We start from the raw sequence: 25878 nt of genomic DNA, 5'->3' as shown, positions 1-25878 counted from the left end.
ACCTGTGTCACATAGGCCTGGAAGCGTTGATCGATCCTCCCCGCTGCCTGCAGGGCGATGCAGCGGACCCCGGTCATGTGAGCTTCGATGGCCTTCTGAACCCCTTCCTCCTGCTCACAGAGGATCACCCAGTGCTCTGCATAAGCAGGAGCGGAGAGTTCAGGAGCAACCTCCTGCTCCTTCCAGCTGGGGGAGAGCATCAGGGTTCCATGGTCTGTGACCCTCTCTTCCCCACTTGCTGTCCCCTCCATCACACGGGCGGAAAATCCTTTTATCCGCACACACACATTTCCTTGCTCGTCACATACATCTATATCGCATTTGTGTATGTCATCCCCTGCTTTGCTTCCCTGACTGTAACGAATCAGCGCCCACATGCTGGAGGTGCATCCACCCAGGATTTCCAGCTCTTCCAGGGCAAACGGGAGGGATTTTTTCACGGATCCGATCATGGCCATGGCTGCTGCTTGCAGGGCTGCATCCATCACGCTGGGGTGAAGGACAAACTGGCCCTGTATACCGGAGACGGAAGCCGGCAGCGAGAGTTTTGCCAGTACCTGATCTGTTCCTACATATACCTTCTCCAGTCCCTGATGCCCAGGTCCATAGGCAAGCCCCATCGCCCGGAAGGACTCATAGCACTGTTCTGACGTAAGAACGTTCTGACGACACGCAGCCTGCCAGGCGGCAAGATCCACAGTCCTGTCAGAAACCGGGCAGAATTCAGCACGACCCTGGCTGTGAATCACAGCTTCCCGGCCCAGATGGTCAGAGCTGTAGATTTCGTAGAAAATGTCTCCCTTCTCTTCCGGGAAGAGTCCAATATGCACCTGAACGGGCTCTTCATCTACCACAATCGGACGTGCCCATACCACGTTTTTCAAGCGAATGCCCATTGGCTCCTCTTGCAAGACCCCGGCCGCCTGATCCACAGCCGCCCGGGCCATTTCCAGATAGGCAACTCCGGGCAAGAGACGTTTCCCATTCACCACGTGATCCGACAGGAAAAACTCCTGTCCTGTAAAGGTGGAGCTGAACCGCTGCTCCCCAAGATGGGAAGTGTTCCTGTGCAGCAAGGGATGAAGGTAGCTTTCCGTGACAGAAGCTGCTTTCCCGCTTCCAAATCCCGTTTCCCCCTTTTGCACCCAGTACCTCTCCCGGGCAAACGGATAGGTGGGCAGAGCAACCCGTTGTATCTTATTGGGCGGAAGAGGAAATAGCATCTTCCACTCAAAATCAAACCCTTTCACATACAATTGAGCTAAAGCGCAAAGTTTCTGTCCGTACTCATCACTACCTAATTCATTGCTTGGCTGCAGCTCTTTTATCAGTGTTTTCCCAAACTCTTCAAAGAGAGGACGTTCTTGTTTTACTCCCAGATTACTATCTTTAAAATATCCTGGAGCTTCTCCATTTTCGATCACTTGCCTTAATTTTTCTTGAAGCTCCAGTACGTCCTTCACTACAAAAGCACACCGGATGTCAAAGTGGTCACGACCCAAAAGTAGAGTGGCAGCAATATTGGCAAGGTCATTTTTCTTCTCTTTCTTGTCCAGCCACTCCGCCAAATCCTGAATCTTCTGACTTATTGCTTCTTCTGTTTTGGCAGACAAACAAATCATGTAGAACGGCAGATTTTTTACTGGAGATTTTTTTGTAACAGGTGCTTCTTCAATAACAACATGTGCATTCGTTCCTGCAAATCCAAAACTGCTGACACCAGCCCGCCTTGGGAGCTCTTCGCCATTTCCTCCCTTTAACGGTTTCCACTCTTTCAATCGGTCTACAATATAAAAAGGGGTCTCCTCCAACGAAATACGATGGTTTAACTTTCTGAAATTCTGCAGTCCGGTCAATTGTTTATATTTCATAGAGAGCAAGACTTTGATCACTCCGGCTATTCCCGCAGCCGCTTCCAAATGGCCGATATTGGTTTTAACAGATCCCAAACCGCAATAGTTGACCCCCTGCTTTAATCTTTCTCCATTCTGGGAAGAGAAGGAGTGAAACGCTTTGAGAAGCCCCTGAAACTCAAGGGGATCCCCTTTTGGAGTCCCTGTTCCATGGGTTTCGCAATAACTGATGCTCTCAGGCGTTACTCCTGCACGCTTATACGCCTCGACAATCACTTCCGCCTGTGCATCAGGGCTAGGATAGCTTAACGTATAGGTTTTCCCGCTATGGTTGATCGCGCTTCCTTTGATAACTCCATAGATGGAGTCCCCGTCGGCCAATGCTTTTTCCAAAGGCTTGAGCAAAATAACTCCTGCCCCTTCTCCTCGAACAATACCATCTGCACTTTCATCAAATGTTTTACAGGAGCCCGTAGGAGATAAGATGCCCATCTTGGCAAATGAGATATAACGGTGAGGGGTAAACAGCAAGCTGACTCCCCCTGCCAACGCCATCGTGCATTCTCCTTGTTGGATCGACTGTATCGCCGAATGAATCGCGTTAAGCGAACTGGAACAGGCAGTGTCTAATGGAAAGCTGGGACCCTTGAAATTAAACAGATAAGAAATACGACTTGGAATAACGGAAGCCGCAATCCCCGAAGCATAATGTGCTTCAATAGAATTCGAATCATTTTCCAACAATTCTTTATAATCGAGATTGGCGACCCCAATAAAGACTCCCACTTTTTTCCCAGATAAAGATGAAGGAGGAATGCCCGCATCCTCCAAGCATGACCAGGAAAGTTCCAGCATGATTCGTTGTTGAGGATCCATGTTTTCCACTTCTCTGTTCGTAAGACCAAAGAAGCCTGGATCAAAGGCATCTACATCTTCAATAAAGCCTCCCCACTTGCTGTTGGTTTTATTTATTTCAGTCTGCGGATCGCCCCAATAATCTCTCCAATTCCAACGCTCCTGTGGAATCTCCTGAATGGATGATCTCCCCTCCTTCAGATTCTCCCAGAATTCCTCGTAGTTCTTAGCACCTGGAAATCGGCAGGCCATACCAATTACCGCTATGCCAGGTTGAAGGTTCATGCTTTTCATAAACTCCTCCTGCTATCCGTGTAATTGGGGATTAAGTTTTCTTAGCCGTTGGGCAAGCAAGTGTGCTGTTTCTATCATCAATTTTTCTCCAATTTCATCCACATGCCGGTTTCTCCAGTCTTCCAGAGGTGTCCCCTTCACCCATTGGTTGAATGCGCCTAAGGCAGGTCCACAGTGAATCTGGTAATCTACCTGATGACCGGGAGTTCCGTTCAGAGCAAGACGTGAGGAATAACTAAAATACCATTTGAAGATTGCCGCCATTTTTTGCTTTGGATTTTGTTCAAATTTTTCAATCTGATGGGGTGGATAATATTTTTTTATTTCCTTATAAACTTCCTCAAAACTGCGTTTAAAATATTTTTCCTGAATCTGTTTTTTGGTCCTCTCATCAATTTCGTCCAGGGAATTGTGCAAGCGGTATAAATCATAGAGTTTATTGGCTCTGGCTGGAAAAAACACACCTTTTTTCAATACTTGAACCTTGGCCCCCATCTCAAACATATCTCCCGCAGGGGCATATACTGTATCCTGAACATTCATCTGCTGCAATAAATCTTTTACAGCATCACTTGTTCCGGCTTCCACTGTACATTGGTTGATAGAACCCGTCAGAATAAAATCGGCTCCCATAATAAATGCAGCCGCAGCAGCCTCGGGTGTTCCAATGCCTCCCGCAGCTCCAACCCTTACCTTTTTGCGATACCCGTACTTTTTCATCTTCTCATCCCGCAGTTTAAGGATAGCTGGTAGCAGGGCATAGGCTACCGCCCCGTCGGTATGTCCACCCGAATCAGCCTCTGTACATATATCGTCAGCCATCGGAATTTCTTTGAGCAGATCTGCCTGTTCCTGGGTAATCTTTCTTTCCTCCACCATCTTCGCTACAAGATGTGCTGGTGCCGGACTCAAAAACGCTTCCGCTACCTCAGGTCTGGATAGTTTCGCTATGATATGGTTGCTCCCTATTACTGAACCATCTGGAGCTCGTTTTACACCCTGAGCACGGAATTTGATCAAGGCAGGGGTTATTCCCATAAATGCGGAAGCTTCCAAATTTTTCACGCCATATCTTAGATACAAATCAACAAGCTGCTCCTCAAACTCAGGAAAAGCAGGTTGATGAACCAGATTCATACCGTAGGCATGGCGATCATCCAGTTCTCTTTGAATGTATTGAATCGCTTCTTCAACCTGTTGCAGATCCAGTCCACCTGTACCGAAAAAGCCCATCATCCCTGCTTTTCCCATTCTCACCACCATTTCTTTGGAAGCGATTCCTCTGTACATACCCCCTGTCAGATAGGCGTACTTGAGTTTATAATCCTTTTTGAACTCTTCATCCCCCAATGAAGTAGCTGTAATTTCCAAAGAAATGAATGATTCTGCCTCTTGTCTGTATTCTTTCTTATCTTGCCATCCTTCTATCGATTCTTCTTCAGCCGGCTCTTCAGAAACTACTAACGGTTCTGCCTGCTCACGTATCTTCTGAACCAGCTTGGTTAACACATCTCCTGGGCCGATCTCTTCAAAGGTCATTTCCCCGAGTCCCATCAAATATCTGATACTCTCAGTCCATTTGACGGAATGGACAATTTGTTTAACCAAATTGGTTTTTAACTCTCCGTATGTATATGGCCTAGCTTTACAATTGGAAATAACAGGAATGCTCAGCTCAGAAAAGGTGAACTGATCCAGATATCTTTCGAACTCTGTTTGGGCTGCTTTCATGTATCTTGAATGAAATGCTCCACTTACGTTGAGGGGAATATACATTGCTCCAGCCTCACTAAAAGCATCTCCCGCTTTTTCAATGTCATCCAGTGGACCCGAGATAACAATCTGGGTAGGCGTATTATAATTCGCAATATCTATGGTAGAAAAACCATTCTCTCTCAGAATCGCTTCTACTTTTTCGTCCTGTAAGCCAATGACCGCAGCCATTCCTCCATCTCTGGCTTGCCCCATTAACTCCCCTCTTTTTTTCACCAGCTTGAGCCCTGTTTCAAAATCAAAAGCTCCCGCGGCAAACAAAGCATTGTATTCCCCCAGGCTATGACCGACCACAAAGTCCGGCTTTCTGCCTGTTTCTAACACCTTTTTCAAATAACTCAATGCGTTTACAACATATAACGCCGGTTGGGTAAACTGGGTTTTGCCCAACTTTTTTTCGGGATCATACAAACAAAGTTCTTTGATTGAATAACCCAAAACTTTATCCGCTATTGCTGTATAATCAGGAAACTCATCAAACAGCGTTCCACCAATACCTTTGACATGCGATCCCTGACCGGGAAACATAAAGGTAACCATGTTGTCGGTTTTCCTCCTTTTCACTTCTACCTGTTTTTTCTTTGCCATTTTGGCAGTCAGTATTTCCAGCTGTTTTTCTTCCAGGTTATAAGGTGAAAGGAACGAGTAAACTTCTGATTCTGAGTCGAGAGACATATTTCGTTTCGCAAAATTAGCAAGTGTCCCACCAGGGCTGAGATCTAGATAAACCGCATTTTGTCTGCTTATGGATTCCATACTCTTAAACGCATCGGAAAATTTTATAGGCTGTCTGGCAATATCCCAGAAATATGTATCGGGCTGTTCTGACAGGATCGTACCGTACAAGCTGGAAACAATGGGAATTCGGGGCTTTTGACATACCATGTGTTGCAGTAAATCCAGACAGTATCTCTCAACTGAATCAATTGCGGATGAATGAAAAGCATAAGTTACCGGCAACATTTGATGAGTGATCCTGTTATTGGTTAAAAACTGTTGAACCACCTTCAACGGATCTAGTTTTCCCGCGATCACAAAATGAGAATCAAAATTAACGGATACTAACTCACTATTTTCATAAAGGGCAGAATTCTCCCAATACAAACGAGGATCATAAAGGATCGCAATCATCCCACCTGCTGGACAATAACATTCAAACGTCTGTGCATGTTTAACAACTAATTCCAACATCAAGTCTACCTCTGTTACACCAGCCAATGCAGCCGCAACAAATTCCCCCAGACTGGAACCGATAACATATTCAGGCTCTATCCCTTCTTCTATCAGTACCTGCGCCAAAGCATATTCCACCATAAAAATGGCGGGGTGAGTAAACAGCAAACGATCGAAACGGTCACTGATCCTTCTATTCTCCCTGTATAACTCATCTACAACGGACAGACCGCAGCTCTTTTGAACGATCTTATCCAAATGAAGCATCCATTTACGGAAGACAGGATGATTCAAAAACAACTCCCGACCCATTTGATAATATTGTGTACCCTGTCCTCCAAACATAAAGACTACCGGTTTTGTCATAAATCCACCTCGGATCTTTTTTGCAGGCAAAATCCCCCTGATTTTGACTCAGAAGGAATCGAAAGGAGGAACATCATTGCCGAAGAAATGATATTTTTTCTGATTTTTTCTCATTCGGAAAGCAATGAACTGCTCTTTTTTTTCAAAAATAAAGTAGATATTATTATGTAAAAGATATTTCAAAGGATATCCTGGTTCCAAACCGTAAGAATGTCCTGGATAAATTCGAACATCAGGATTACTGTGCCTTTTAATCTTTTGTATACTATCAAACATCTGGTCCGGAGAGCCTCCAATAGTGTCACAGATCCCGCAGCCTTCAATAAAAACAGTATCTCCTGTAAACAGGCTCTCTGATAACTGGTAACAGGTTCCGCCAGCTGTATGTCCTGGAGTCAGAAGACTGGTAATGCTGGTTTCTCCTAATTGAATGGTATCAAAATCTTCTACTGGATTTAAATTTTGGCATCTAAAATGATAATAGTCGATTTCTTTCTTTGACATAAACACTTGGGAATCAAACTGTTCTACGAGCGGATCTACCAGATTCACATGATCATAGTGTGAATGGGTAAGAAGAATTGCCTCTGGTTTGGCACCAATTCCAAGGATCTTGCGCAGAATCAATTCCAATTCCCAGGCTGGGTCAACAATTGCCGCCCTGCCGGAGGTTTTATCTACAATGATGTAAGTGTAATTAATAAAATGGGCAGAGCTTACTTTTAATTGATGCAGATCGTATGTCGCACTCATATGAAATTACACCAACTTCTGTTATATGGAAGGAAACCGCTGGCCTGTCCTGAAAATATGGATACGTCTCTCCTGCTCTTCGGGATGGGTTCCTTCTTCCGTGACGACTACTGTACCATCACCATCACTCCGTAAGGAATCCATCCCTCCGCTTTATATAGAAAACAGAACACCTTTTTCATCCCTCTGATGGTGTTGCTCGGTAACATGAGCACCTGTCCTGAAGCTATTTGATTGATGGATCATATCCGAACATGAGTTGAGCCATCTCTTCAGCTCTTTGTAAGTAAGGTTCCATTTTTTTGTAATTGCGCAATAAACCAGGTAATTCGATCGCCCATTGTGCTGCAATAGATGGAATGCCAATTAACACCTTTAACAAAGCCTCTGTATTGGGTGATACCTGTGGAATACGGGCATAATCGATGGTAGCCTGATATGATTTAAGTACTGCCTCATCACGTTTTCGATGATATTCTGACATCGTCTCTTCCCAATCGCCTCCAGCAAATACCTTCTCTAGTGCTTCTGCCAGTAAGAACGACTGTAAAAATGCGTCATTAATCCCCTGACCAGTACTGGGATCTTTGCAATAAGCAGCATCTCCAGTAAGAGCCCATCCATTGCCGTATGGTTTCCTAAGATAATTGTTCACCCCACGCGTCCCCCTTATGGAACCTTCCAAAACCGCATTTCTCATCCGTTTTTCCATTCCGTAGAATCTTCGAAAAGCCGTTTCAAACATCTCCACCAAGTTTTTACGGAACGTATCAAATTCATCTTGATGAATTTCAAGAACCAAACAGTCAAGATTTTCTTGCATAGGAAAGATAAATCCCATCCGATCATCCTGGAGGAAAATTTCTGTAGCCGGTTCTGCTAAGGGGGTGACTCCTTTAAAGTAAGCATAATAAACGGAACGAACAGCAGGAACTTCGTTATATGTTTCAGCCTCTACCCATTTAGCAATCTTTGAGTACTTACCATCTGCACCAACAACAATCCGGGCTCGGGCTTCTATTTGTTTTCCATTTCTGTCCTGCATGATAACTCCAACTACAACACCGTTATCTTCAATCAACTGGACAACAGACATCTGAACGGCAAAATGTAACGTCTTATACCTTAAAGCATGATCAAGCAAAATTTGATCTAGATGAATTCTGCGAGGAACCAGTGCGTAATGCACGTGAGGGCCTTCCAGAATACAATCGCCTATATAAGTTCTCCATCGGGTGAGACGTCTAAGTCCGAGCGCTTCGACATCTGCCAAAACGCCCAGCTCCCTTAGATATTTGACATGTCCAATATGGTGAGTGGAAAGAGTATCGCTTGGAAACCGATCGCGATCAATCAATAGTACGCGTTTCCCCATCTTGCTCAAGAGAATGGCAAGACTGCTCCCGGCAACCCGTGCACCAACGATAATTACATCATATTCTTGATTATTGAAATCCACAAAACCACTCCTATTACTCTATTCCAAGCAGTGAGACTTCTGGATTTTCCATATATTTTTTAAGTAAGTTGATAAACGTAACAACCTCTACCCCATCCATGAACCTATGATCAAATGTAACCGAGAGATAAATCATTTGCCGGATCTGCAGCTCGTCTTCTATGACAACTGGTCGTTTTTGCATCTTGTTTATCCCGATGATGGCAACTTGAGGGTAGTTAATAATTGGTGTAGCAAAAAGCCCTCCTATTGGTCCCATATTCGTAATGGTAATGGTTCCATCTTGCATGTCGTGAGGTTGCAACTTGTTTTCCTTCGCCAACTTTGTCAGCTGTTTCATTTCCTCTGCCAGTTGCAAGACTGATTTTTTTTCTACATTTTTTATGACAGGGGCGTATACACCATACGGAGTATTTACAGCTATCCCAATATTGTGTTCTTCCTTAATCATCACTTTATTTTCGTGGGAAACGGCATTAAGAATAGGGTGTTTTTTTAGTGCCAGTGAAACCAGCTTTGTAATAAAAGGAAAAACGGAGAGTTTAGACTGGGTAATATTTTTGATGGAATCCACCAGGTGAAGCAATGGGTCCATACATATTTCGTCGACAGTAGTTACATCAGGTATAACAGATTTTGCGAGAGAGAGTTTTTTTGCAATTGCACTTCTTACCAGACTGGCTCGATCACTATTTGTTGGTGGATTTTTGGAATCATGATCAACTGCCTCCATCCTCTCCTTATATCGTAGGATGTCGCTCTCCGTAATCCGATGATTTGGGCCGGTTCCTTTAACCAAACTGATGTCAATCCCAAAATCTTTTGCCATTTTCCGTAGGTAGGGTGAGATCTGCGGGGCTGCCGTTTTCGTTTTATTTCTGCTTCCATCAGTCTCGATAGACAGTAACAAATCTCCAACCGAAACAATTTCACCCGACTTATAAAATATGGAAGAGATTTTACCGGAGACTGGAGAGGTGATTTCGACTGCTGCTTTATCCGTCTGAACTTCCAATAAAATGTCGTCTACCCCTACGTTCTCCCCTTCTTTCACATGCCATTTCATAATTTCTGCATTGACCAGTCCTTCACCTAAATCATGCAGCCGAAACTCATATAACAAATTTGTTCACCCCTAGGAATCCATTATCTTTTTAATAGAAGCAACAATTCGCTTAACATCTGGCAAGTAGTATTTTTCGTATGCATACGGAGGATATGGAATATCAAAACCAGTAACCCGTTCAATCGGAGATTTCAGGAAGTAGAACACATTCTCCGTCACGAGTGAAACAATCTCTGCCCCCAATCCACAAGTTTTGGGAGCTTCATGAACAACCAGGCATCTGCCTGTTTTCTCGACAGATGTTAAAATGGTATCCGTATCAAGTGGAGAGAGGGTTCGCAAATCAACCACTTCAATACTGATTCCATAAGATTTTTCTGCTACCTCTACTGCTTTTTCCGTCACATGTAACATTGCTCCCCAAGAAAATACAGACAAATCATCCCCTTCTTTCACAATGTTTGCTCTACCCAGCGGCACCTTATACATTTCACTGGGGACTTTTCCTTTTACTGATCTGTATATTTTGATTGGTTCCAGGAACAGTACAGGATCAGGATCTTGAATCGCACTTATGATCAAGCCTTTTGCATCGTATGGGTTGGATGGAACAACCACTTTTATACCTGGCTGATGCACAAAAAATGCCTCGCAACTATCCGAGTGTATTTCAGGAGTACCAATACCGCCGCCATAAGGGGTTCTGATTAAAAGCGGAAGGGAAAATTTCCCCTTTGATCGGGAGCGAATGCGGGCAGCATGACTCACAATCTGCTCAAAGGCGGGATAGAGAAACCCCATGAACTGTATCTCAATAATCGGTTTTAGATGGTTTAAGGCCATCCCGATGCCGATTCCGACAATGCCTGATTCAGACAAGGGTGTATCGAAGACTCTGCTTTCATTAAATTGTGCCAACAAACCATCAGTAACTCTGAAGACTCCCCCATTTGTAGCCACATCTTGTCCGAACAGAACGATATCCTCATCGTTTTCCATGCACTGTTTTATTCCTTGGTTGATACTCTGAACGATATTTAATTCTTCCATTATTCATCACCTAACAACTCTAAGAGATATTCCGCTTGTTTCCGTATATCACTAGTCTTTTCCTGATAACAATGGGAGAACATTTCAAGCGGATCAGGTGGTTCCATTCCCTTCAGTTCTTCAACTGCACATGAAATGATCTCAAGTATGGAGTCCTCTATCTCTCTTTTCTTTTTCTCATCGATGAGGTGTAAACGTTCCAGTAACAGTTCATACCTCCGAATCGGGTCTCTTTTCTTCCAATTACTCACCTCTTCCTGACTTCTGTATCTTGTATGGTCATCAGCTGTGGTGTGAGAATTGACCCGGTACGTTAATGCCTCGATCAGAGTTGGTCCCTTTCCTGTGATCGCTTTTTCCCTAGCGTATTTTACTACGTTATATACAGCCAAAACGTCGTTGCCATCCACTTGGATACCTTCTATACCATAAGCCTTTGCTTTTTCTGAAATAGAGCGACTGGCCGTTTGTTTTTGCAATGGCACGCTAATAGCATACTGATTATTCTGACAGAAAAAAATGGCTGGGGATTTAAAAATACCTGCAATGTTTAACCCTTCATGAAAATCTCCCTCAGATGTCGCCCCATCACCAAAATAGGCAATGGCGATTCTGTTTTGTTTTTTTCGTGTAATGGAAAATGAGTAACCAACAGCGTGAGGGATATGTGTAGCAATAGGCACTGTTATCGGAAAAACGTTTACCCCTTCTGGTGCAATGAGTCCGTCTAATCCTTTTAAAAATCGAAATTTGCAAATCAGTGGCATGCCATGAACAAAATATGCTCCATGATCTCTGTATGTGGGAAACATCATATCCTCTTTTTCTAATGCATAGGCACTTCCAACCTGAGCTGCCTCCTGTCCTTCCAACGAGGCGTACACTCCGATTCTGCCTTGTCTTTGAAGCTTTATCGCCTTTCGATCAAATTCCCGCACCAGTTTTAACCACTTATAAATCTCGATTAAATTTTCTTTGGGCAGATCTACTTCTGCACCTTCTCTTAGATTCCCGTTTTCATCGATTATGCTGACAATATCACTCTTTTCTCTAGGCAAATCTTTTATCACTGGATTCCCCCCAGTCAGTAAAAATGAAAAATCCCTGTTTGCTCGTAGCCTAATGGTTTACTTTGTAACAGGGCTTCGACCCCAGGATTTCTCCACCAACTGCCTGTAGCTCCAGGCGACCTGGCTCTTACCTCGATCGGACTTGCACCTGCAAGCTGCCTTAGCTTGGCTAGGAACGCAAAATAAAAAAAGGGAAACCTCTTCCCTTTCAAGCAAAGAATTATTCTGCTGTTACTTTGTAAAAAACCGTACAGAACTCCAAATTTCTTATATATTCATTAATTCCTTTTCCTTGTCTTTTATTGATTGTTCGATATCACAGAGTAAATTCCTTACTGTCCTAGTACTCAACTCTGTCCTTCTAGGGTATGTTATCGAACATATATAGTGACCAAAAATAAAAGAAACCGTGCAGTATTGAGTGAAATTTTTAAAAAAACTGAATATAGCCCCGTTTTTAATCTCAATTTGGTTTATTTCATAAATGTGAAAAGGAGTCGTTAAGCCCGTTTTCAAGATTTTAGACAAGGCTTCTTTAGCAGTCCAGAAAACAGTAAGCGTGGTTTCATCGGAATAAGGCAAGGATTCGATTAATTCTTTTTCTCTATCAGTCATTTGAGTTCTCAGTACATCTTTTCTATCAATGCTTATTCTTTCAATATCAATCCCCATAGCAAGTTCTTCCGAAAAAGCAATTGCAACCCCAAGATCATCACAATGGCTTATACTTACCTGGATATTCATTTTATTGGGATGCACTACGATTGGTTGATTAAAAATACCCTGTTCAATTAATATCCGATCAAGATTTTCGTCTCTAACGAAAAACGAGACAGCCTTTTTTGCTGCATACCTTCCTGCTAGATAGCTTTTTATTCTCTGTTCAAATTTAAGTGTAAAATAATACTCCAGTTCTTTTGGATGCAGGTATTTTACCGTTTCTAAATATTGAGCAAGAAAAGGAGAATAACATAAACACATATTAGCCCTATAATTTTCATCCGTTCCTTTTAAAACTAATTTATTCATAGACAACTTAGGGAAACCATTCACTAAGGTTTTGGGATCCTCCTCGGAGCATCGGCTTCCACGCCTGTAAAATACCACTTCCATTCAACCTCTCCGCTATGTTAGTTAACACTTATTCGAATTGCCAGAAAATATATTCGGACATACTTTTCCCAAGTTGTCTACAAGAATAAACTCTAAAATAACCGTTTCCGTATGACTCCTAAGTTCCTCCAACGCGCCGAAACGTCGATTAGATTTTCCTTAGGTGATTGTATTTGAATTAAACTCTTAATTACCATAAACACTATGCTAATTGTAATATTTGCCCTATATTATTGTCAACTCATTCTTTAAATTATTTTCTGTGATTTTTAGCATATTTGTATTTTCTTCTTTAATTATATAGTTTATAATTTTTTAATGATACCCAAATATGTAGATAATTATACAGCATGTGAAGTTAAAATTTGAAAAGACTCTCTGGGAGACAGATATTTGAGTGCAGGCTAATATACCGTATTCTCTGTAAATAACAGAATTATTTGTGCCTGAGCCATACCAGCTAGAACAATCTCCATCTTCTGTACTACTGTCCTATTTTTTTCATTCATAAAAATGACCCTTTCATCCCCCTAATTATAAACTACTCTTTATCTGGGATTTGATGGGGTTCATACAATTTAGATAAACATTAATGAATTGTTCTAAATCCTTTTCACTAATTAGTAAAACTTGGAGATTGAACTTTTCATTAGAAATAGGTTCTATTTCATAATGAAAGGATTGATTTAATGGATTGGTATGCACTTTTTGTAGAGACTGGTAAAGAAGAAATTGTTCAAAAACTCCTCCGATTGTATTTCGATGAGCACTCACTATATTCTGTTATCCCAAAGAGAAGGATTCCTGAAAAAAAATCGGGTAGAGTTCGCCATACCCTAAAAAAAATGTTTCCTGGCTATGTATTCATCAAAACCAATATGAATGATGATACCTTCCATAAAATCAAAAAAATACCAAAGTGTCACTATTTAGTAAATAACGGTACATATTATTCGAAAGAGAATGGAACCTACTATTCAAAAATTGATGAAGAAGAAATGAATCCGATAATAAAACTCATAGGTAATGGAGAAATAGTCGATTATTCAAGAGTTTATGTGGAAAATTCAAGGGTATTTGTTATATCCGGCCCCCTAAAAGGAATGGAAGGTATCATCAAAAAAATAGATAAACATAAAAATAGAGCTAAAATACTTTTACACTTCATGGGTGTAGAGAGAATAATTGACGTTGGAATCGAAATACTTTCGAAACTCTAGTTGAGCAAAAATTTACTTACAGAAATATTCAATTATAAAAGACAGACTGATTCTTAGAGTCTCTATAAATCACCTGTTGTCGTAAAAATCCAAAATGTCTCATCGCTTAAGGACATGTCCATACTAAAAAAACACCGCAGTGCCGAAGGCACTCCCACTGCATTTCAATATCTTTGAGGACTCCTTCATAGCGGTCGTCAATTTGACTGAAAATATTGGGCGTGCTTGAAAAAGTCATGCGTTTATAATGTCTTCCATTTATCCATAGACGAAATCTGCGTGTGGATCAAATCTTTCATAGAAAAGGTGAATTAAGTTCCTTTTTACACAATTGGGGTGACCGAATAGAATATATTTCAGTTTAATACTCTGGATATAGTATTAATGGAAAATGGGCTGAATCTTAACCTTTTGAGTCAGCCCCTCTCTATTAAATTTCTTTATCGCCGACCATATAGATCATAAGAAAGGACGACAGCAGATGGATCGACTTTCGACTTGGCCCGATTTAAAGCAAGTAGACTTTGGTATTTTACCGATTGGTTCTATAGAGCATGGCTATCATCTACCAATGGCACAGATAGTATTATTGCTGAAGCGATTGCAAACGAATTAGCCAAGCGATTTCCATATGTTTTTGTCGTACCTAAACTCCCCTATTCTGCTTCGTTTGAGCATACTGGATTTCCCGGATCTATTTCTTTACGTTTTGCTTCAGTTCCCTCCAGTACTCCCTTATACGATAAAAGTCTTAAATCGATGACTTTTCCAATTCCAGAGCGCCCATCTGTTCTTTGTAAAGTTCATAGTACATTCCTCTTTGTTCCAACAGCTCTTGATGAGACCCCATCTCCTGAATCATTCCATCTGCTACCACCAAAATGCGATCCGCTTGGCGAATCGTAGCCAATCGATGAGCTACGACAATCACTGTTTTACCTTTATACACTTTCTCCAGATATTTTTGCAGGAGTGATTCCGTTTTTGCATCAAGTGCCGAAGTAGGCTCATCTAACAGTAAAATGGAAGGTTTGCGAAGCAATGCCCGGGCAATAGCCAACCTTTGCTTCTCGCCTCCGGATAGCCGAACTCCCCGGTCACCAATAATGGTATCTAAACCATCTGGCATTTTTCGAATCATATTTTCCATTTGTGCGATTTGAATCGATTCGTCAATCTCTTGCTCTGTACACATAGGCGCTACATACAGAAGATTTTCCTTAATAGACCGATTCCATAAGAAAGGATCTTGGGAAACCAAACTGACCTCCGAGCGCAAATCTTCCAGCTTCACCTGTTGAATTGGAACATCATCCAAGAGAATTTCTCCTTCTCGTGGATGATAAAAGCGCATGATAAGGTCTAGAATGGTTGACTTCCCTCCACCAGTAGGTCCTACGATCCCGATAAACTCACCAGGATGAATGGTGAAGGAGACTTGCTTAAGATTTTCGTGATCTTCTTGATAACCAAATGATACCTGTTTAAACTCAATTTTCCCTTTCACTTCCTGTAAAGAAACGGCATGATCCTGATCTATATTTTCTTCGGGCAGATTCATCATTTCATCATAGCGCTCAATCTCCGGCTTTACTTCATTCTTTCTTAAATACAAGTTGACGATCGCACTCATGGAAGAATACAGCTGAGGTACGTAAATCGTGAATGCAATCAGTTCACCCGTGGTAAGTTGACCGCGAAAAATCATCCAAGCTCCAAAAGCATACAAGACCCCAATGCTGATCGAGTCATAAATTGACCAAATAATGTTCCCAATTAACATTTGCTGCCTTTGTATAACTCGTCGTAAATCACGGTACTCTGCATTTAAATTTTTCGCCTGTTTAATCTCGTCTTCTTCCTTATGAAACATTTGAACGGTTTTAATCCCTGTTACCAGTTCTGCAATGTATTCGTCATATCTTTTACGAGAGTCACAAATTTTCTCACTCGCTTCTCTGATTTTTTTCTTCCATATACGAGAAAGATACAATATGATCGGTACTAGCATCAGTGAGATTATAGACAACTGAAAATTCAGATAAAAAATCATAAAGAAAATCCCAACTAAACGAAGGATATTCGAAAAGCTGCTCATCAAGCTTCCCGTAATGAAAAAAGCAATCTCACTACAAGTCCTTATGATTCTTCCTGAAATATCTCCCTGCCTAAACTGAACCATTGTTTTCTGAGATAACTTTGTTAGTTTGACCACCAATTGATTTCTCAAATCAGCAATGATCTTCGCATTTACATCACTTTGATATAAAGACTGGTAAGAGGAAAGAAACACGTTTATGACAGGAATGCCAACGACGCCAACAATACAATACACCAACAGTTCTACCTTTGCCTTTGGAATCGCGTCATCGATCATGAGTTTCATAATCCATGGATTTATCAGGTTGAGTGCTGTTGAAATTAACATGATGAGTAGTCCTATCATCAATACATTTTTGTGATCCCAGATAATACGAAAAAGATTTAATTTCACTTTCTGTTCCATTCAATCACTCCTAGATTATGAACCTTATGAATAAATTTTATATTATAATAAGGAAAAAAGTAAGATATTGACAAATGACAAGAAGTCATTTCAAAAGTCTCTGAAGTTACAGATCATTGCAACACCTGCTCCCGTGTTTCCAACTCTTTCCGCCAGCACCATCTCAGGACCACTCCGAGCCGGATGCTTAAGAAGTGAGCAAAATACGCAGACGCTTAATAAGAAAATGCAACTTTTATTGTCTTAGAAGACATAGACCTTAGCTGTCGCTTTATCATGAAGAAATGTTTTCGTACCCCTTGTTTACCCCATCCATACTGTCACCATATCCCCTGGCTTCGTTCTTTTTCCAACCAATTCGTACATTTTTGCACACTGTCAAAATGATATCTTCTCAGTATGCAAATATTTTTATTTCCTCTAGCAAATAAGAAATCCATTGTTGAAGAGCAGGATGATGTTGTTTTCGCTTTGGATAAACCAGAAAAATAGTCCGTTTTGGTATGGGCTGATTTGAATAAAACGGGACTCGTTCCAATGTTCCATTTTGAATCTGTTCCAAGACAGTTTGATGAAGTACAAAACCAATTCCTTCTCCCAGTTGGAGAGCACGCAATAATGTACCGGCATCATCTACAGAAAAGCCCATCAATTCTTGTTGTCCAACCTCTTGAATAAACCATTCCGTAAACGGTGGACCCCAATCCAGATGAATATAAGGAAGAGAAAGCAGATCTTTGGATGAAACCATGGTCTTTTCAAGAGACAGGGAAGGAGATTTTACCAACTCCAATGTTTCTTGATATAAAGGAACAGTTTCGAAGGCAGGATCCATCGGAGGAATACACACGAGTCCTGCATCAAAGAGTCCATCTTTTATTTTTAAGTTAATTTCATCCGAATGGTTTGTCATCAATCGAATTGCTACCTGTGGGTATTTCTGTCTATATTTTTGGATAATCGAATAAAATGCACTATTCCAAACTGAATAGAGCCCCCCGATCGTTAATCGTTCAGAATAGCGACCATATGAGATCGTGGCCTGTTCCCCTTCTTTGATTAACTCCATTACCCGTTCGATATATGGTAATAAAATCTTGCCATGGTCAGTTAGTTCTACACTTCGCGTCTTTCTTATAAATAACTTTTTCCCCAGTTTTCTTTCCAGCTGTTGGATTCGTACAGTAACCGTAGATTGAACTACATTTAATAATTCAGCAGATCGAGAAAAACTTTTGGTTTTGGCTACCATCAAAAAAGCTTCCATTTGCTCGTATTCCATTGGACCCCACGCCCTATTTATCAATTTTATTCATTAATTATATCAAATTTATTCGTTTTTAAAATATGAAATCATCTTCTACAATAGACTTGAACCTGGCAGAAAGGAGTCAAAAGATGAACAACCCAAGAAATATTACAAATACCTCTAGTGAAATCTCACTTGGATGGCGAACTTGGCTGATTATACTGATCGATTTTATTATTTGTATCATTTTCTACATGTTTGTTCCTTATTTGGCAAGCTATTTTAACCACGCATTAGGTTATTCAACGAGTTTAATTGGAGTAATCCTAGCCGTTCGGTTAATCAGTCAACAAGGTTTGGCTATGATTGGTGGTAGTTTGGCTGACCAATTTGGTTATAAAAAGATAGCGATCCTTGGTTTTATCATTCGAGGAGTTGGATTTGCAGGAATGGGCACCACCACAAATGTCACGCTCATTTTACTTTATGCTTTTTTAAGCGGTGCAGGAGGTGCAATGTTTAGTCCGGTCATCAAGATATTAATCGCTGTCTTTACTCCTTCAGAAAAGTATAAAGAAAGCTATTCTCTATTACATATGGCTGAAAATGCCGGAGCTATTTTAGGACCCACGCTTGGTTTATTTATCCATCAGGATCAATTTGTTGTCTTAAGTCTCATTGCTGGCATTGTATTTTGTCTAATTGGTGTTTCATTTTTGTTTATCCATGATATTCCTTCACCGTCAAAATCCATGTCTTGGAGGAAATCGAGTATTCAAATCATTCAAAACCCATTTTTTCTTTTCTTTACTTTCATGATGATTCCTTATCATGCTATTTATCAACAAATTTATATAAGCATCCCACTGACAGCCGAGCGACTTACGGGCTCATCAGGATGGCTCTTTCCCCTTATGACACTGATGATAATTCTTTTCCAATGGCCTGTCACACAATATTTCAAAGAAAAAAGCTGGAATCAGACTTTGTTTGCGGCCTATTTTTGTCTTTCTCTCACATTTATCGTTATGGGAATGTCGAGTAAAATTTGGTCAATCATTTTCGGATTAGCAGGAATTGCCTTTGCCACTATGACACTCCTGCCAGCTTATCAAACATATATTGCGAAAATGGCTGCACACGGTTCCCTGGGAGCCTATTTCGGTTTTTCCTATATAGCTGCGGCGATAGGTGGAGCACTTGGAAATGTATTGGGCGGCATGCTGTATTCTTATTTTTCTGATATTAACAAACCTGAATGGCTTTGGACCACCTTTGCACTTCTTTGTTTGATCTCAGCTTTTGGATGTATTGCCTATCGATCTTTATCAAAAACACCATATTCTGATTATTAACACCATTGGATATTCCTATTGTTTGGATATGATTTACCATGTTTTTCGTATTACACAACTGAATTGCGAAGATAACTAAAAGAGCGAAATCTGGATCATGATTCGCTCTTTTTTCCCCCTGCCTAACTGTAGAATATGGCTTGCCACACTTCCTGGGTCACGATTTCAATATCCTAAACAATTCCTCCAGACCCTGAAAATTTTGATATTAAATATGTTCCATGGTATTCTTTTAATTATTCATGGTTGGAATGAACAAAGGTGGTTTCTCATTCATTGAACCACCTCGTTTATCTTGGATTCTATTTATTCAACGTTCTCTAGTAAATGGATAGGATCGGCTTTTTCTAGAATCTTCTCGATTTCGATGTCATTATAACCAGTTGTAGTACTTTTCTGTCAACCATCCTAGTATACATTCCATTCTCACCACCTGCAATATCTAAATTTTGCAGTGAAGGTGTGTTTTTTATACAATAGATTTAAGAATTTTAAGTTAGGAGAATGGCTATGGAGTGGAAGACGAAGAAGGTTGGGGATAAGGATATATGGGTGCCTGAAAAGTATCTAAAAAATACACCAAAGAAAAAAAGGAGATGGAGATCTCTTGCTTTTCTAATGTTTTTGATTGGTTTATGTTTATATGGAGGCCTCGGTATTGCAATATTGGATTATGATCTGTTGTACAAGTACAGGAAACAAGGAAAAATTATATTAAAGCCCAAAGGGCAATCGGAACCAGAAAATGAACACTATGATCGCTTTCATTGTAGTCTTTTGACTCGAATTAAAGAGGTTAACCCGAATACAGCTCGAATAAAAATGGATCTCCAGCTTACCTGCTATAATTTGCCGGAACCTGAATTATTCAAGAAATACGGTTATATTATATTAGCTATACGACCTATAAAAATAGAAAATGGAGATCTTCTTGCAGGATATGAAACAGAATCCTTACAATTAGTCTTATTTGAAGAGCTAAGATCTAATCGTAGAACTTATAAGTTTGAGAAAAAAGATATAGAAGTAGAAACGAGCCTATATATCTCTGGTTATTCCTATCCTTTTGATAAATATACTATTGGATTAGCCTATCAAATACTCCATCCAGAAACAATCAAACCTGTAATTAAAGAAAAACTATCATCAAAAGAAACAAAATCATTAGAAGTGTTTGATAATCAAATAGTTGTAGACGATTCACGCTTTCTTATTTCTAGCACTTTTTCAACAGAAAATAACCCTCCAGTATCTTTTTTTATCGAACTTAATCGCCCCTACTATCAAATTGCAACTGTGATTGTGATCACCACTTTTTCAATTGTGTTAAGCATTCTATCTATGATAAAAATTTTTTTAGCTAAACCTAATGATAATAAATTGGAAATTCTCGTACTCAATGTCACTTTAATTGTTGGTTTACCTACATTTCGACAAGTTATTATCCCTAACAATCTGAACTTTTCCCCTTTATTCGATATTCCTGTAACAATAGTTTTTATCATCTCATTATTAACCATTTTCATCTATATATGGAAAGAGCAAAATACACAGAAGTCAAATGAAAGTTACTCTAATAAGATAACTAAACAAAATTATATTTTAAGAATTATAAGAGTAAGTTTAGTTATTTTTCTTAGTTTTTCCATTTTGTCAAACGACAGTTTTTCGAGAAATGATTTAGAAGGGAAATGGGTATCTAAAATAAAATATAATCAATGTATAAACGACCCCTTTAGAAGAACATTCAATGATATAAAATCTATTGAGTTTAAAAACGGTAGATATCATTATATAGCTAGAGATGGATATAATTTGGTAAATCGCTATGAATATAGAGATGGTAAAGTAAAATTAACCTTTCCACTAGGTATTGAAAGAGTTTTGGATGTAAAAATAGACAACAATAAGTTAATTTTAACAAACTTAGAAGACACCACCTTTCAATGTGTTCTAATAAAATCAAAATAATCAACAACCAAACACAGCTGTTGATTATCCAAAAATTAACATTGAATCTTGAATCCGTGCTAAATAATTAGCAAAAGATACTTGCCATTAGTGAATCCACAGCAAATACGGGTGAAAATCTACGAATAGATCTATTTGCTTTAGATACAAGTTGACTGAAAGCCAACTTGAAATATTCTTCAGGAACCTCTGAAGCTTTATTAAAATCGTAGAGTAATCCACATTAGGGATCATGGAAATATTGTGGATTTGTTCTTCGCTTTCACGGAAACTTGACCATTTTCCAATTGCAGCTGACACCCAAACTTCAAAAGCTCAGTCACTGTAAATTTTCGAGCGGATCACTGTACCCTATTTCATCAAGTAAATCTTGTATGATTGAATAGACTTAAAAATGATGCTATGCTGATCCATGAAGACACCTCTTTCGGTTTTCGGGGTTGGGTGACACTTATCCCTTTAAACCAAAAGGTGTCTTTTGCCCGCGCCTCTTGCTTTCGGCTGGAACGGCCCTGTGACACTTCTTCGCAGGGCGATGTCGGAGCAAGCGGGATCGATTTACCAGACAGACCCTAGGTACCCCCAGTTTTCCAACGCAATAAAAAAACAGTCATGTTTTTCGAATTCTGCAATAGAATTGAAAATATTATTAAAATAGCGAAATCTGCCCTTAAGATTCGCTCTTTTTTTTACCCCTGTCTAACTGCAGAATATGGCTTGCCACACTTCCTGGGTCACGATTTCTTTCGGCTCTGTTCCATTCCATTGGTTACATGCTTTCCAATGAAGGAGTGCTTTTAAAGTGTTTACGCCAAATATTCCGTCAGGTATCGTTTTCAGTCGTAACTGCAATTGTTTGACATCTTCTCCGAAAAACATTGGATTTTTCAAATACAAAAAACGATGAAAGGATGGATTTGAATCATATATCGACTCGACTGTATAGGCCAAAAGAGAAGTGGGAGTCCAACTAAGACAAATCAAATCAACAAACCATCCCTTGTCAATTCCAGAGCCCGGACAAGTCTTTTTATCGGTCATTTCATTATGAAATCGGATCACTGCTCCTTGCTTTTCAGAAAAGAAACGGCATATTTTTAAGGCCGTGTCAAGTTGATCTCCATCCAACTTGTCATGTCCCACATCGAAATTTCCCACCATTTCAAACATAAAGGGATGAGTATTGTCATCATCTGGATCATTATTACCTACCGCACTCGCTGGTGGAACATTGATATCACGTCCTGTTACGATTTTACCGTCTGGAAAGATGGTTATGTGCTGAGCAATATCATCCCATCCTCGATCAATGGTATGAAATCGCTTCATTGCATCTTGTAATTCCAAATGATTCGAACCGGTAAAATCTGCAAAGTCCGGTTGCCAAGTGCCATGAACATGCACTTCAGGGTATCTGGCCTGTTGTTTATCCCGAATATAGCCAATAAACTCTTCGGCTGTATCAAAGAGTAATCCATATTGCCATCCCATGTTTCCACCTCCCATGATCCTCTCTATATCCATGAATATGCACCACGTTTTAGTCGACAGACCGCAAAACGAAATTTATTGGCATTTCAGATTTTTTATACCCGTTCAAATCAGTCATTTTCAAATCTAATATTTCTTATCAAAATCCCTCAGCCGAACCAGCAATATACAGCAAATCAAACCAATGGCTGCATAAACATACCATGACCATTCGAATCCTCCTGGTTGTTTTACAAGCCAGGATCCTAAGTAGTTTCCGATCCCTCCACCTACTCCCCAAGACAATTCCCACATTCCAAAGTAAGCTCCAGCATTTCTTCCTTTGCTCATTTCAGCGGTAATCACTTGTGAGCCTGGAAAAACCATGGTTTCTCCAATTGTAAAGATCACAATGCAAAATAATAACCACCATAACTCTTGAAAAACAGGAATGAGTACTAGCCCTAAAGATAAAATGAAAACACCTATCCCTAACAAGCAAAATGGATGATATTGGGTAAATTTCTTCTTAAATAGCATCATATAAATCAAGCCACTAACTAACGGTTACCAGTAGACTTACCGATTGAGCATGACCACTGATTGTATAGGTATAAATAGGAATAGAAACAAAAGTTGAAAAATCATCCAATAAAAGCACAGAACTAACAGAAAGAATATGAAAGAACGGTGACTGAATACTTCCTTTAATGTAAAAATGACACTTTCTGAACTGCGGGGAGTTTGATACTCTTTACGAAAAAAGAAGATGAGCAAAGCCATCAATAAAAAGATCAGACCCGCCCATAAAAAAGGGAAAACAGGATCAATAGAGATGAGCAGTCCGGCAACGATCGGTCCAGTAATCACTCCCAAATTTAATGCCTGATTGTATGTAGCAAATACCTGTTTATACAGATCTATAGATACTGAAGCGAAGACCGCCGATACAGAAGGACCAAATAATGCACCACCTAAACCTGCCAATAAAGCACAGAGCAGTATAATCCAATATTGTTGAAAAAAAGCAATCCCTAAAAAGCCTAACCCCCTAATCAAATATCCAAATATAATCATTTGACTATGACTTGTTCGGTCTCCTACTAAACCCATAACCAGTGGTAGTCCACGCTGTGCCAATAAATTGGCTGTCAGAATGGAGCCAACTTGTAGCGCCGAAAAATGCAATGTCTGGGATAAATAAATACTTAAAAATGTATAAACAGCAAAACCGCCCACATTCATTAAAAAAGAGGAAAATAATAATACCCCAATAGAGTCAGGGATTGATTGGATTCGACCATATCTCTTCATCGTTATTTCAACCCCTTGTATGTTATTTTGAAATATATCTACTAAGAATCATAAATCGGATTTCCCTTGTACATCCAATACTTCATATGTATTACTTTGATATAAAGGAGATATGATTTCATGGAGTTAAGACATTTGCGCTATTTCATAGCTGTAGCCGAAGAGCTTCATTACGGCCGGGCAGCCAAGCGTTTACATATCGCTCAACCACCACTTAGTCAACAAATCCAACAGCTCGAAGAGGAATTAGGCGTTCAGCTGCTAAAACGAAATAACCGCCAAGTTGAACTTACTTATACAGGAAAAGTGTTTTACGAACATGCGAAGTCGATTTTAGAACAAGTTGACGAAGCCGTTCGCGCTACGCATCGTGCCCACCGATGCGAGATCGGATGGATTGAGATCGGTTATTGTGAATTGGCAATCAATATGTTTCTTCCTACTCTGCTTAAGCGTTTTAAAACAAGCTATCCGAACATTGACTTGGTCTTACATGAAATGTCTCCTGATCAGCAAATAACATCACTTCATAAAAAACGAATTGACATCGCCTTTATCTCTCAGCCTATTACGGACCCCCATTTGGAATGTAAGAAAATAGCGAATGAAAAACTGGTTGTTGCATTATCCGAACATCATCCTCTATCTTCCAAGAAACGAATCAATTTAAATTTGCTAGTGAATGAACCGATTATTCTATTAGAGCAATCAAAAAATCCTTACTTTCACGATCAAATCATTCATGCCTTTCATGCGGCTGGCGTTTACCCAAAAATCTCTCAATACACTTCCAGCTTTCAAGCCGTTTTGCATCTGGTTTCCGCCAATTTAGGTATCTCATTGATTCCGGCTTCTCTGCAATCGAATCAAAGAGGCATTATTTTTTTAAACATTTGTGAACCTGTTCCCTTTATTGATTTCTATGTGACTTGGCGAAAACACGACGATTCTCAATTAATCCAGCAATTTATCGAAATGATAGAAGAAGACTGTATTTAACATTTTGAACCATAATCATTTTGAAGAAATCCCATTTCAACGCCCAAAATACAAGATTTATCAAAAATTGTATATGTAAATCTCATAAATAATATTGTAATATAACATAAATTCCACTTTTTTTATGAAAGGAGGCTATTATGAAACGTTGGTTTCTATCTGCTCTTTCTTCGCTAGTGGTCATTTCAGCACTGACCGCTTGCTCATCCGATTCTGACCAGAAAGCTGCTCCACCATCTTCGCCTTCACAGCAGCCACCTGTTCCCAAGGCGACTCCCAATCCAAATGATGACTCATACCCATTCGATGAAGAAGACCTCTTGCCTGCTGATGAAAGCAAAGAAAATCAAATGGACCAAGGAAATCCCAAACGTTCTGAGGGGAAGCAGTCAGACTCGGAGCATCAAACAAAAACAAAAGTAAATCGTTCAGAAAGTCAATCAGGTTCACAGGAAAAACAATCGGATTCACAGGAGAAACAATCGGGTTCACAGTCAGGTGATTCAGGAAGTTCAACCGCTCCTAACAAACCTTCACAACAAGATGATTCTGCAAATCAAGCAAGCTCCTCTTCTTTGCAAGCCATCGAAAAAGAAGTGATTCAACTGGTGAATGCTGAACGTGAAAAAAGAGGATTGAAACCGCTTAAAGCAAGCGAAAAACTTTCAGATCTTGCACAAAAAAAGTCCGATGATATGAAAAAAAATAGCTACTTTAGTCACTATTCCCCTACATATGGGTCACCCTTTGACATGTTAAATCAGTATGGTGTTTCATATCGATCAGCGGCTGAAAACATCGCTGCAGGGCAAATGACTGCCAAAGAGGTCATGAAAAGCTGGATGGAGAGTTCCGGTCACCGTGCAAATATCTTGAATCCTTCCTTTACCCATATTGGTGTGGGCTTTACAAAAGGGGGATCCATGGGCACATACTGGACACAACTATTCGTTCAATATTAAGCAAATA

General features: G+C 40.1%; 20 protein-coding genes and 1 pseudogene. 7 read left to right on the top strand and 14 right to left on the bottom strand.

What is annotated here, in order from left to right; translation table 11 throughout:
- From BMZ78_RS14510 to BMZ78_RS14475, 9 genes are all read right to left on the bottom strand, one after another.
- Positions 1–3002: type I polyketide synthase (locus tag BMZ78_RS14510; protein ID WP_139203338.1), on the bottom strand; the 3002-nt coding region annotated here is incomplete at its 3' end.
- Positions 3003–3014: 12 nt separating this feature from the next.
- The gene (gene fabD / locus BMZ78_RS14505; protein WP_093231160.1) at positions 3015–6314 is read right to left on the bottom strand and encodes an ACP S-malonyltransferase; all 3300 of its coding nucleotides are present in this window, start codon (positions 6312–6314) and stop codon (positions 3015–3017) included.
- Positions 6315–6362: 48 nt separating this feature from the next.
- Entirely contained in the window at positions 6363–7067 is a 705-nt protein-coding gene (locus BMZ78_RS14500; RefSeq protein WP_093231149.1) for an MBL fold metallo-hydrolase, read from the bottom strand.
- Positions 7068–7088: 21 nt separating this feature from the next.
- Positions 7089–7211, bottom strand: coding sequence for a hypothetical protein (locus tag BMZ78_RS19405; protein WP_281244582.1), 123 nt, complete (start codon positions 7209–7211; stop codon positions 7089–7091).
- A gap of 82 nt (positions 7212–7293) precedes the next feature.
- Positions 7294–8526, bottom strand: coding sequence for an NAD(P)/FAD-dependent oxidoreductase (locus tag BMZ78_RS14495; RefSeq protein WP_093231148.1), 1233 nt, complete (start codon positions 8524–8526; stop codon positions 7294–7296).
- 13 nt (positions 8527–8539) lie between these two features.
- Positions 8540–9649, bottom strand: a complete 1110-nt coding sequence (locus BMZ78_RS14490) for a dihydrolipoamide acetyltransferase family protein (protein WP_093231147.1) — start codon at positions 9647–9649, stop codon at positions 8540–8542.
- Between the two features lie 12 nt (positions 9650–9661).
- Positions 9662–10642, bottom strand: a complete 981-nt coding sequence (locus BMZ78_RS14485; RefSeq protein ID WP_093231146.1) for an alpha-ketoacid dehydrogenase subunit beta — start codon at positions 10640–10642, stop codon at positions 9662–9664.
- Entirely contained in the window at positions 10642–11712 is a 1071-nt protein-coding gene (pdhA, locus tag BMZ78_RS14480) for a pyruvate dehydrogenase (acetyl-transferring) E1 component subunit alpha (protein ID WP_245739870.1), read from the bottom strand. The genes BMZ78_RS14485 and pdhA overlap by 1 nt, the downstream gene beginning before the upstream one ends.
- Positions 11713–11979: 267 nt before the next feature.
- A complete protein-coding gene (locus BMZ78_RS14475; RefSeq protein ID WP_245739869.1) occupies positions 11980–12825 on the bottom strand; it encodes a 4'-phosphopantetheinyl transferase family protein in 846 nt (281 codons plus the stop codon).
- 689 nt (positions 12826–13514) lie between these two features.
- Here BMZ78_RS14475 and loaP point away from each other — a divergent pair.
- The 3 genes and pseudogenes from loaP to BMZ78_RS19625 form a co-directional block, all read left to right on the top strand.
- Positions 13515–14045 (top strand): antiterminator LoaP, encoded by a 531-nt coding sequence (gene loaP, locus BMZ78_RS14470; protein WP_093231145.1) that lies wholly within the window; start codon positions 13515–13517, stop codon positions 14043–14045.
- A gap of 481 nt (positions 14046–14526) precedes the next feature.
- Complete coding sequence (locus tag BMZ78_RS19010) at positions 14527–14661, top strand: creatininase family protein (RefSeq protein ID WP_217645015.1); 135 nt, start codon at positions 14527–14529, stop codon at positions 14659–14661.
- Positions 14631–14699 (top strand): annotated as a pseudogene (locus tag BMZ78_RS19625) (hypothetical protein); the annotation flags it as partial. The gene BMZ78_RS19010 and the pseudogene BMZ78_RS19625, both read left to right, overlap by 31 nt.
- Positions 14700–14796: 97 nt before the next feature.
- On the opposite strand, the gene BMZ78_RS14460 reads toward BMZ78_RS19625, so the two are convergent.
- Positions 14797–16551, bottom strand: coding sequence for an ABC transporter ATP-binding protein (locus tag BMZ78_RS14460; RefSeq protein ID WP_093231143.1), 1755 nt, complete (start codon positions 16549–16551; stop codon positions 14797–14799).
- Positions 16552–16945: 394 nt separating this feature from the next.
- Positions 16946–17833, bottom strand: a complete 888-nt coding sequence (locus tag BMZ78_RS14455) for a LysR family transcriptional regulator (RefSeq protein WP_093231142.1) — start codon at positions 17831–17833, stop codon at positions 16946–16948.
- 116 nt (positions 17834–17949) lie between these two features.
- Between BMZ78_RS14455 and BMZ78_RS14450 the strand changes: the two genes are divergently transcribed.
- Together BMZ78_RS14450 and BMZ78_RS14445 are read left to right on the top strand one after the other, a co-directional pair.
- Complete coding sequence (locus BMZ78_RS14450) at positions 17950–19155, top strand: MFS transporter (protein WP_175482501.1); 1206 nt, start codon at positions 17950–17952, stop codon at positions 19153–19155.
- Between the two features lie 510 nt (positions 19156–19665).
- The gene (locus BMZ78_RS14445; protein WP_093231140.1) at positions 19666–21126 is read left to right on the top strand and encodes a hypothetical protein; all 1461 of its coding nucleotides are present in this window, start codon (positions 19666–19668) and stop codon (positions 21124–21126) included.
- A gap of 699 nt (positions 21127–21825) precedes the next feature.
- Here BMZ78_RS14445 and BMZ78_RS18590 read toward each other — a convergent pair.
- The 3 genes from BMZ78_RS18590 to BMZ78_RS14430 all read right to left on the bottom strand — a co-directional run bounded on the left by BMZ78_RS18590 (position 21826) and on the right by BMZ78_RS14430 (position 23910).
- A complete protein-coding gene (locus BMZ78_RS18590; protein ID WP_139203337.1) occupies positions 21826–22617 on the bottom strand; it encodes a peptidoglycan recognition protein family protein in 792 nt (263 codons plus the stop codon).
- Positions 22618–22743: 126 nt separating this feature from the next.
- Positions 22744–23139 (bottom strand): MFS transporter, encoded by a 396-nt coding sequence (locus BMZ78_RS14435; RefSeq protein WP_093231139.1) that lies wholly within the window; start codon positions 23137–23139, stop codon positions 22744–22746.
- A 36-nt stretch (positions 23140–23175) separates the two neighbouring features.
- Positions 23176–23910, bottom strand: coding sequence for an MFS transporter (locus BMZ78_RS14430; protein WP_093231138.1), 735 nt, complete (start codon positions 23908–23910; stop codon positions 23176–23178).
- A 120-nt stretch (positions 23911–24030) separates the two neighbouring features.
- Here BMZ78_RS14430 and BMZ78_RS14425 point away from each other — a divergent pair, with 120 nt between their 5' ends.
- Together BMZ78_RS14425 and BMZ78_RS14420 are read left to right on the top strand one after the other, a co-directional pair.
- Positions 24031–24909 carry a LysR family transcriptional regulator gene (locus tag BMZ78_RS14425; RefSeq protein WP_093231137.1) on the top strand — a complete coding sequence of 293 codons (879 nt, stop codon included), beginning with the start codon at positions 24031–24033 and terminating at the stop codon, positions 24907–24909.
- A gap of 140 nt (positions 24910–25049) precedes the next feature.
- The gene (locus BMZ78_RS14420) at positions 25050–25871 is read left to right on the top strand and encodes a CAP domain-containing protein (protein WP_245739868.1); all 822 of its coding nucleotides are present in this window, start codon (positions 25050–25052) and stop codon (positions 25869–25871) included.
- Positions 25872–25878: the final 7 nt, after the last annotated feature.

Origin of the sequence: Thermoflavimicrobium dichotomicum, assembly GCF_900114055.1 — a bacterium.
GTDB classification, from domain to species: Bacteria; Bacillota; Bacilli; order Thermoactinomycetales; family Thermoactinomycetaceae; genus Thermoflavimicrobium; species Thermoflavimicrobium dichotomicum.
Note: the sequence above shows the minus strand (reverse complement) of the source record. Positions and strands in the feature narration are given on the sequence as shown.

Coding starts and splice junctions, on each gene's coding strand:
- BMZ78_RS19010 (WP_217645015.1), top strand. CDS start 14,527: ATGGATCGACTTTCGACTTGGCCCGATTTAAAGCAAGTAGACTTTGGT.
- BMZ78_RS14445 (WP_093231140.1), top strand. CDS start 19,666: ATGGAGTGGAAGACGAAGAAGGTTGGGGATAAGGATATATGGGTGCCT.
- fabD (WP_093231160.1), bottom strand. CDS start 6,314: ATGACAAAACCGGTAGTCTTTATGTTTGGAGGACAGGGTACACAATAT.
- BMZ78_RS14430 (WP_093231138.1), bottom strand. CDS start 23,910: ATGAAGAGATATGGTCGAATCCAATCAATCCCTGACTCTATTGGGGTA.
- BMZ78_RS14450 (WP_175482501.1), top strand. CDS start 17,950: ATGAACAACCCAAGAAATATTACAAATACCTCTAGTGAAATCTCACTT.
- BMZ78_RS14435 (WP_093231139.1), bottom strand. CDS start 23,139: ATGATGCTATTTAAGAAGAAATTTACCCAATATCATCCATTTTGCTTG.
- BMZ78_RS14500 (WP_093231149.1), bottom strand. CDS start 7,067: ATGAGTGCGACATACGATCTGCATCAATTAAAAGTAAGCTCTGCCCAT.
- BMZ78_RS14475 (WP_245739869.1), bottom strand. CDS start 12,825: ATGGAAGTGGTATTTTACAGGCGTGGAAGCCGATGCTCCGAGGAGGAT.
- BMZ78_RS14455 (WP_093231142.1), bottom strand. CDS start 17,833: ATGGAATACGAGCAAATGGAAGCTTTTTTGATGGTAGCCAAAACCAAA.
- loaP (WP_093231145.1), top strand. CDS start 13,515: ATGGATTGGTATGCACTTTTTGTAGAGACTGGTAAAGAAGAAATTGTT.
- BMZ78_RS14420 (WP_245739868.1), top strand. CDS start 25,050: ATGAAACGTTGGTTTCTATCTGCTCTTTCTTCGCTAGTGGTCATTTCA.
- BMZ78_RS14460 (WP_093231143.1), bottom strand. CDS start 16,551: ATGGAACAGAAAGTGAAATTAAATCTTTTTCGTATTATCTGGGATCAC.
- BMZ78_RS14485 (WP_093231146.1), bottom strand. CDS start 10,642: ATGGAAGAATTAAATATCGTTCAGAGTATCAACCAAGGAATAAAACAG.
- BMZ78_RS19405 (WP_281244582.1), bottom strand. CDS start 7,211: ATGGATTCCTTACGGAGTGATGGTGATGGTACAGTAGTCGTCACGGAA.
- BMZ78_RS14425 (WP_093231137.1), top strand. CDS start 24,031: ATGGAGTTAAGACATTTGCGCTATTTCATAGCTGTAGCCGAAGAGCTT.
- BMZ78_RS18590 (WP_139203337.1), bottom strand. CDS start 22,617: ATGGGATGGCAATATGGATTACTCTTTGATACAGCCGAAGAGTTTATT.